Source organism: Staphylococcus sp. GDY8P47P (genome assembly GCF_016892225.1).
GTDB lineage: Bacteria > Bacillota > Bacilli > Staphylococcales > Staphylococcaceae > Staphylococcus > Staphylococcus borealis.
In genome coordinates this window covers 62,429-71,951 of record NZ_JAFENV010000034.1, presented here as the reverse complement: position 1 = coordinate 71,951, position 9,523 = coordinate 62,429, and the positions used below count along the sequence as shown (strand labels likewise).

General features: G+C 35.8%; 6 protein-coding genes. All 6 read left to right on the top strand.

Annotated elements, in window-relative coordinates; all coding sequences use genetic code 11:
* Positions 1–1,898 precede the first annotated feature (1,898 nt).
* Positions 1,899–2,075: an LPXTG cell wall anchor domain-containing protein gene (locus JVV30_RS11955; protein ID WP_204194304.1), complete on the top strand. Its 177-nt coding sequence runs from the start codon at positions 1,899–1,901 to the stop codon at positions 2,073–2,075.
* A 188-nt stretch (positions 2,076–2,263) separates the two neighbouring features.
* Positions 2,264–3,463, top strand: coding sequence for an accessory Sec system protein translocase subunit SecY2 (gene secY2 / locus JVV30_RS11950; protein ID WP_204194302.1), 1,200 nt, complete (start codon positions 2,264–2,266; stop codon positions 3,461–3,463).
* Between the two features lie 9 nt (positions 3,464–3,472).
* Positions 3,473–5,047, top strand: a complete 1,575-nt coding sequence (asp1, locus tag JVV30_RS11945; protein WP_070855340.1) for an accessory Sec system protein Asp1 — start codon at positions 3,473–3,475, stop codon at positions 5,045–5,047.
* Entirely contained in the window at positions 5,037–6,599 is a 1,563-nt protein-coding gene (gene asp2, locus JVV30_RS11940) for an accessory Sec system protein Asp2 (protein WP_204194300.1), read from the top strand. Before asp1 ends, asp2 begins: the two co-directional genes overlap by 11 nt.
* Positions 6,583–7,125 (top strand): accessory Sec system protein Asp3, encoded by a 543-nt coding sequence (gene asp3, locus JVV30_RS11935; protein WP_070855336.1) that lies wholly within the window; start codon positions 6,583–6,585, stop codon positions 7,123–7,125. The genes asp2 and asp3 overlap by 17 nt, the downstream gene beginning before the upstream one ends.
* The gene (gene secA2 / locus JVV30_RS11930; RefSeq protein ID WP_070855334.1) at positions 7,118–9,508 is read left to right on the top strand and encodes an accessory Sec system translocase SecA2; all 2,391 of its coding nucleotides are present in this window, start codon (positions 7,118–7,120) and stop codon (positions 9,506–9,508) included. Before asp3 ends, secA2 begins: the two co-directional genes overlap by 8 nt.
* Positions 9,509–9,523: the final 15 nt, after the last annotated feature.

Sequence of the window (9,523 nt, the reverse complement as noted above, 5' to 3'; positions counted from 1 at the left end):
GTATGAGCACATCATTAAGTGAATCGGCATCAACAAGCGTGAGCGACTCAACAAGCACAAGTACATCAGATAGTGCATCAACATCAACAAGTGTGAGCGACTCAACAAGCACAAGTACGTCAGAAAGTGCGTCAACGTCAACAAGTGTGAGCGACTCAACGAGTGCAAGCACATCAGTTAGTGCATCGACATCAACGAGCGTGAGCGACTCAACAAGTGCAAGCACATCATTGAGTGCATCAACGTCAACAAGTGTGAGTGACTCAACAAGTATGAGCACATCATTAAGTGGCTCAGAAAGTGCGAGTCTTTCAGACTCATTAAGTGAAAGCACCTCAGAAAGTGCGTCAACATCAACAAGCATGAGTGATTCAACAAGCACATCATTGAGTGCATNNAGTGCATCAACATCAACGAGTGCAAGTGACTCAACAAGTGAAAGCACGTCAGATAGTACATCAACATCAACAAGTGTGAGCGACTCAACGAGCACAAGTACATCAGATAGTGCATCGACATCAACGAGCACGAGTGACTCATTAAGCACAAGCACATCAGAAAGTGCGTCAACATCAACAAGTGTGAGCGATTCAACAAGCACAAGCACATCAGATAGTGCATCAACATCAACAAGTGTGAGCGATTCAACAAGCACAAGCACATCAGATAGTGCATCAACATCAACAAGCGTGAGTGATTCAACAAGTACAAGCACATCAGATAGTGCGTCAACATCAACAAGCGTAAGTGACTCAACAAGCACAAGTACATCAGATAGTGCATCAACATCAACAAGTGTGAGCGGCTCAACAAGCACAAGTACGTCAGAAAGTGCGTCAACGTCAACAAGTGTGAGCGGCTCAACAAGCACAAGTACGTCAGAAAGTGCGTCAACGTCAACAAGTGTGAGCGATTCAACGAGTGCAAGCACATCAGTTAGTGCATCGACATCAACGAGCGTGAGCGACTCAACAAGTGCAAGCACATCATTGAGTGCATCAACGTCAACAAGTGTGAGTGACTCAACAAGTGCAAGTACGTCAGATAGTGCATCAGCATCAACAAGTGTGAGTGATTCAACAAGTGCAAGTAATTCAGATAATTCAAGCACATCGATATCATTTAGTATGGGTAAACCTGAAAGCCATTCATTGCCAGAATTTGATTTACCATCATACATTGCTTCTGAATCAACAAGCACATCATTAAGTATTTCGACAAGCATGAGTGCATCAGCAAGTGATTCAACATCAGGAAGCATGAGCGCATCAACAAGTACAAGTGCATTAGCAAGTGAGTCAACATCAGGAAGCATGAGCACGTCAACAAGTACAAGTGCATCAGCAAGTGACTCAACATCAACAAGCATGAGTGATTCAACAAGTGCAAGCACATCATTGAGTGCCTCAGCATCAGGAAGCACGAGCACATCAACAAGTACAAGTGCATCAGCAAGTGATTCAACATCAGGAAGTTCAAGCACGTCAACAAGTGCAAGTACGTCAACAAGTGGCTCAACATCAGGAAGTTCAAGTACGTCAACAAGTACAAGTACATCATCAAGTGATTCAACATCAGGAAGTTCAAGCACGTCAACAAGTGCAAGTACGTCAACAAGTGGCTCAACATCAGGAAGTTCAAGTACGTCAACAAGTCCAAGTACATCATCAAGTGATTCAACATCAGGAAGTTCAAGCACGTCAACAAGTCCAAGTACATCAACAAGCACGAGCACATCAACAAGTACAAGTACATCAACAAGTGGCTCAACATCAACAAGCACGAGCACATCGACAAATCCAAGCACATCACTAAGTCATTCAACATCAACATCAGAAAGTGAAACAGGCCGTACGTCGCTAAGTACTTCGGAATCACAAAGTAACAATGACTCACAAATGCATAGCAACGCACAACAACATGATGCTAAAGACGACTTGCCAGAAACAGGTGGTAAGGAATCTAATTCGACTGGATTATTATCAGCAGTTGCAGCAATGTTAGCGGGGTTAGGATTAGTTAGAAATTCTCGTAAAAATAAGAAAGATAAAAAGAATAAAGGATCAGAACAATAAACTATTTCATTAGGGAGATAGATTTGTAAAATAATCACTTGTTAATAAGGTGATTGTCTATCCTTAAAAAAAGAGGCTAAAGTATAATTATTGGTTGGAATAATGTATGTATAAACCAAACTAATTAATATCTTTAGCCTCTTTGATATAATGTAAAAAACTTTATTTTTAAAATTTTAGGTGGAATTATGATAAAAAATCGTGAATATAAGGTTTTATATAAGAGGATTGTATTTACCTGTTTTATATTGGTTGTCTACATTTTCGGGAGTCATATTTCAATCGTAGGTTCGAATGATGTATATGATAATAAAGACACATTTTTTAAATTAGCGGTTTCGAATGTGGGTGGAGATCTTCATATGTTAAATGTGTTCTCATTAGGTCTTGGTCCTTGGTTAACGTCGCTAGTTATCATTATGCTATTGAATTATCGAAATTTGGATCAAGCTACGAAACAAACACGTTCTGAAAAGCATTACAAGGAAAGAATTATAACGATAGTGTTTGCGATATTTCAAAGTTATTTTGTAATCAATACGTATATTCATAATAACTTTATTAAAGATTCAAATGTCATGTTACTTATGCTAGTTCTTGTTACAGGGACAATGTTATTGGTTTGGTTAGCTGATCAAAACATCACATATGGTATCTGTGGACCTATGCCTATTGTATTAACGAGTTTGATTAAGTCTTTATTTAACAATCAACATTTTTTCAAACTTAACGTAAGTGTCGTGTTACTCATATTAGTTATTGTGACATTAATCGTTGCATTACTCGTTTTATTATTTATTGAGTTATCGGAATATCGACTTCCTTATAAAGACATGATGAATAACACGACGCAGAAGACACCGACGTATTTATCATGGAAATTGAATCCGGCTGGGAGTATTTCAATTATGATCAGTTTATCAGTTTATGTATTGCTTAATAACTTGATTCATTTAATAGCATCATTATTTGGTACTAATGCAAGTTTAGAATTTTTAAGTTTTGCTAGTCCAATCGGCATTACGTTTTATATTGTGTTACAAATCGTACTAAGTTACTTGCTGTCACGTTTCTTAATTAACACTAAGAAAAAAGCAAATGAATTTCTAAAGAATGGAAATTATTTTGATGCTATACGTCCGGGTCGTGAGACAGAACAATATTTAAATAGTAAAGCAAGAAAGGTATGTTGGACTGGCGCCATATTAGTTGCTCTGATTTTAGCAGTGCCATTATATTCAACATTGTTAGTGCCTAATCTATCCACAGAAATTTACTTTTCAATGCAATTAATTATTTTAGTTTATATCAGTATTAATATTGGTGAGACGATTCGCACCTATTTATACTTTGATCGTTACAAGCAAATCTTGAATAAATATTGGTAGGGGATAATTATGAAACAGTTTATACCTGCATGGTATGATTCGAACAATTGGTGGGATAGCGCTGTTGAGCCCTTTTATAAAAAAAGAAAAACGACAGAATTTGATGACATGGTAAGTTTAATGTCAATGCACCATAAAAATGATGAATCATTTAATACAATCATCTTAAATTATAATCCTATGTTGCGTCTGTTTTTACATCGTCATGAACTTTATGAAATCAATTACTGGTCTCTGTTTGATGACATACAAGGGGCGACGTATCTCACACCTATAGCGATTGATTTTAGAACGTTATCTTGGCCTGAGGATACGGAATTTATCTATACACCTTATCAAGTGATAGCTATTACAGGTGATAATCAATTTTCCAAAATTATTTTTAGTCAAGAAGGCTATCTACTCTATATCGAAGCATATGAAGAGAATAGGCTCAGTCGTAAATTTATATTTGATGACAGAGGGTTTGTGTCAGCTATTGAGACATACAATGAGGCGCAAGTACCTGTGAATAGATATTATTTAAATGTAGACGGTCAATGTATGATGGTTCAAAATTTTACGACGCAGAGGGTAGCGATTCAATCAGAATTTGATGATCATTTTCAAAAGAAAGCGTATAAAAATATGGATGAACTTATCCATGAAAAATTACAGCAATATCATATGTCGACGTTAGCAGATGACGATAAAATAATTATTGCTGCAGATGAACGACATAATCATTTAATGATAGATACATTTAAACCAGAGAATATGTGTTTTTCGATATTTAAGCAGAGAAATAAAATGATCAATGTTGCATTATTAGAGACGATTGGTAAAGCGAATCACTGTATCGTGGATACGCAAGAGAACACGATATTGTTAGATCAATTTATAGCTCAAAATCCTAACTATTTACCTTTTGAAACAATGCGTGTGACACCCTTTGATGCACAAATATTACCTAATATGAGTAGTCAATTATATGAAACAAATATTGGTGTTTGGTTAGGTGAACTTAAAGATAACGACTTACGCTCAGTTATGGATCAACTGAGTCAATATATTAATCAACATGAGCAAACAATGCTACATGTATTAACGCGTTCAGTTGAAAGTGATATACCACAATGGTTCAAAGATGAGATTCAACAATTAAATAAAGTATTAAATACAGAGACTGAGTCATTCTCGCCAGAGGTTCAAGATATATTACAAACGGAGTTAGTTGAAGACGAAGTGGAAAAGGTTAAGTTGATTTATGTGCCTTTCGAAGAAGATTTAATCAAAGAAATGTCACAATTGAGAGTGATTGTAGATTTAAATCGAGAACCGGATTTATATTTACAAATTTCAAGTATTAGTGCGGGTGTACCTCAAATAAATATGCGAGAAACGGATTATGTTGATCATAAGTTAAATGGTTTAGTCATTGAAGAGATTCAACAATTGAGTACAGCTTTAGATTATTTCTTAGTCAATTTAAAGAATTGGAACTATTCATTTGCGCATTCTATAAAGTTGAGTAATGAATTTAGTTCAGAAAAGATTATTCAACGATTACATCGTTTGATTGAAGGTGAAATGCATGGCACGTAAATTTAGAATTTTACAAGTGGGTGGGCAAGATTTAGAACCATTATTTGATAGTAAAAAAGGTGTTGAATGGGATTATCTAGATGATGCATTATTCACATTCGATAGTGGTTATATCGAGGCCGTGAAAAGTATTATAGAAACGTTTGGTAACTTTGATTTAGTATTTGTACAAAGTGCTTACTCACCTGAGTTAATGGATTTATTACAAATCGTCACAACACCACATAATACGGTCATTGATGCACAAATGTGGTCTCCAAAATATGATGATGAGCCATTAATCCAACACAAATTTGTAAAGAAACTTAATTATCAAACTGAGGAAGAGCTACATCATAAATTGTTAGCTGTGACATTTCCTGGGCAATATGGTGATAGGATATCACCAATTAAAACGATGGTTAATCCAAATTTTCAAGGAACGTATGAATATGAAGGAAATAAATATCTCGTTCTAGAAGGAGACTTTGGTGACGCTTTTAAACCTTTAGTTACGTGGACGCAAAATTTAGTTAATGATAAGAACATCGTTAATGAAATTTGGCCGGAGTATGTGATTGATGGGGATGTCGAAATTGAATATACCTTTAGACTAACCCCAGTATGGTCCGCAAACTTTCCAGATGTGACCTTACGTTATCTACAGCACGATTTAACACAACCTATTCAAATGCCAATGTGGTCAGAACAAGCCAATATAAGTGTATCGCTTAAAGCAAAAGGTAAAGGTAAGTTACGTATTGGTGCGATTCATAAACGTTGGTCACGATTAGAAATGGGACAATTTATTATGGGTGGACAACGTTTTGCTGATGAGAAACGAGATGAGTTTATTCATTATTTCAATCCAGGTGATATGAAACCACCGCTCAATGTGTATTTTAGTGGTTATCGACCTGCTGAAGGATTTGAAGGTTATTTTATGATGAATAAGATGGACGCGCCATTTATTTTAATTGGAGATCCTCGACTTGAAGGTGGTTCATTTTACCTTGGATCCGAAACATTTGAACAAGGGGTCATCGACGTAATACGCCATGCCTTAGACTTTCTAGGTTTTAAACATGATGAGCTCATACTATCAGGACTATCGATGGGGTCATTTGGGGCCTTATACTATGCAGCTCAATTAGAACCAGCTGCAGTTGTAGTAGGGAAACCATTGTTAAATATTGGAACGATAGCAGATAATATGAAATTGTTACGGCCTAATGAATTTGGAACAGCGAATGATGTTTTACTAGCGAATGAAAGAGATAACGCAATGCCAAACATTCAACGCTTGGATACACGATTTTGGGACAAATTAAAAGCGAGTCATTTATCGCATACAATCTTTGCTATTGCATACATGCACAATGATGATTACGACGCCAAAGCCTTCCAAAATGTATCACAAGTATTGGAAAAACAAGGTGCACATATGATGAGCCGTGGTGTACCAGGACGACATAATGATGATTCACCTACCATTACTAGCTGGTTTGTCAATTTTTATAACATTATTCTAAAAGATCAATTCGGGAGAGATAGCAATGTCAGTATTAAATAGTTACACATTATTGTGGCGTCATATTAATACGGGAACGTTTATGTATGGGACGAAACTGCGCTTTCAAGATGAGGGGACAGAATTTAATAATCCGTTAATGCCGTCAGGAACTGTGATACATGATTGGCATATGTTAACCACATTTAGCGAACATAAGACTGTGCCCTCACTTCCTATTTTGAAAAAGGGGTATCACTATAATGTATTGTTGAACTTTGATGCGCAGCCACAAGGAAGTGCCTATATTAAGATGACATTTTATCGTAAAAATGATACTGAACATTCGTACTTAATTATTAAACACAGTGATACTACATTTCAATTTCCTGATGAAGCTTATGCTTATAAAATTGAATTAATTAATGCTGGTTTGTCGCATCTCTTTTTCAAAAATATTAAAATTCAAGAAATCGATAAAGCGGATACTGTAGCGCATGAGATTGTAGATAGTAAAGTGAATTTAGACGTATTAAATCGGGTCATATTTGGCGTAAGAAGCGATATGAGAGGTGGTCAAAATGACTAGTCGTGTAAGTAACGTGATTAATTCAATGCGTTTGCAACGGTTACAGAAGCAATTGACAGCAGTCAATCGATTAAGTGAACAAATGCGTCGATCTTCAGATGAAGCATTACAAGCTAAGACGGATGAGTTTAAACAACGTTTGGCTAATAATGAAACGACTTTAAATAAATTGTTACCTGAAGCGTACGCAACGATTCGTGAAGCATCGAAACGTGTGTTAGGTATGTATCCGAAAGATGTTCAAGTGATGGGTGCGATTGTTATGCATCAAGGTAATATTGCAGAAATGCAAACTGGAGAAGGTAAGACATTAACAGCAACTATGCCACTCTATTTAAACGCGCTCACTGGTAAAAGTGCGTTTCTAATTACCACGAATGATTATTTAGCTAATCGTGACTTTCAAGAAATGAGACCGTTGTATGAATGGTTAGGTTTAACAGCGTCACTTGGATTTGTTGATAGTCCTGACTATGACTATGCCGATAATGAAAAGCAAGCATTATATCATCATGACATTATTTATACTACGAATGGCCGTTTAGGATTTGATTATTTATTTGATAATCTAGCAGATCATATTAACGCTAAATATTTACCTGAATTAAACTTTGCGATTATTGATGAAGTAGATTCTATTATATTGGATGCTGCACAAACACCGCTAGTCATTTCTGGTGCGCCACGTGTCCAATCAAATTTATTTCACATTGTAAAAATGTTTGTAGAAACGTTAATCGAGGATAAGCACTTCAAAGTAAAATTAAACAAAAAAGAAGTGTGGCTTACAGATAAAGGTATTGATGTAGCGAATCATTATTTTAAAGTGAATAATATCTATCTACCACAACATTTTGATTTAGTACGTATCATCAATTTATCATTACGTGCGAAATATTTATTTAAAGATAATTTGGATTACTTTATATACAATGGTGAAGTTGTACTGATTGACCGTATTACAGGACGAATGTTGCCAGGTACGAAACTACAATCTGGTCTACATCAAGCTATTGAAGCGAAAGAATCTGTAGATTTATCACAAGATTTAAGTGTCATGGCGACAATTACGTTCCAAAATTTATTTAAGTTATTTCATCAATTTTCAGGAATGACGGGAACGGGCAAGTTAGGTGAAAAGGAATTCTTCGATTTGTATTCTAAATTAGTGGTAGAAATTCCAACAAACAATCCGATTATACGTAATGATAAAGAAGATCGTGTCTATGCGAAATCCGAAGATAAGAATAAGGCGATACTTGAAAATATAGTCAATATTCATGCTACTAAACAGCCGGTACTCTTAATTACAAGAACTGCAGAAGCGGCTGAATATTTCTCAGCACAATTGTTTAAACAAAATATTCCTAATAATCTATTGATTGCACAAAATGTTGCCAAAGAGGCACAAATGATTGCTGAGGCAGGACAACTTGGTGCTGTTACAGTATCAACGAGTATGGCAGGACGAGGTACAGATATTAAACTTGGTGACGGCGTACATGAACTCGGCGGTTTAGCTGTGATTATCAATGAACATATGGAGAATAGTAGAGTTGATAGACAATTACGTGGACGCTCAGGTCGCCAAGGTGATCCAGGCGTTTCACAGATATATGTGTCATTAGATGACTATATTGTTAAACGATGGAGTAAGTCGAAGTTAGCTGAAAATGAGAAACTAAGAAACATTGATTCAGTGAAATTACAAAATAGTCCCTTTTTCAGAAATAAAGTGAGGGGCATCGTTACGAAAGCACAACGTGTATCTGAAGAAACTGCAATGATGGCACGTGAGATGGCGAATGAATTTGAAAAAAGTATTGGTATTCAACGTGATCGTGTGTATGAAGAACGCAATCGTATCCTTGAAACATCTGACTTTAGTGGATTTGACTATGATACATTAGCGCGTGATGTCTTTGACTATGATTTGAGAACAAGGGGAATTGATACAGAAGATGACATTGTGCGTTATATATATGAGCAATTGAGTTTTAGTTTCCATGACACATCAATTAGCCAACATATCCAAACCCGTGACCAAACCATCGATTATTTAATACAACAATTCAACAAGCAACTAAAATATAATATGGAAATTGCAGGTAATGATTATTTTAAATTACGTTTTCAACAAAAAGCGATATTAAAAGCAATCGATGCTGAATGGATCAGTCAAGTTGATCAACTGCAACAACTTAAAGCGAGTGTCAATAACCGACAAAATGGTCAACGTAATGCGATTTTCGAGTATCATAAAGTAGCGCTAGAAACCTATGACATGATGCTGATTAATATTAAACGAGGAATCATTCGTAATTTATGCTTAAGTATTTTAACGTTTGATAAAGAGCAAGATTTAGTAGTACATTTCCCTTAAAATGAGGTGTTCATA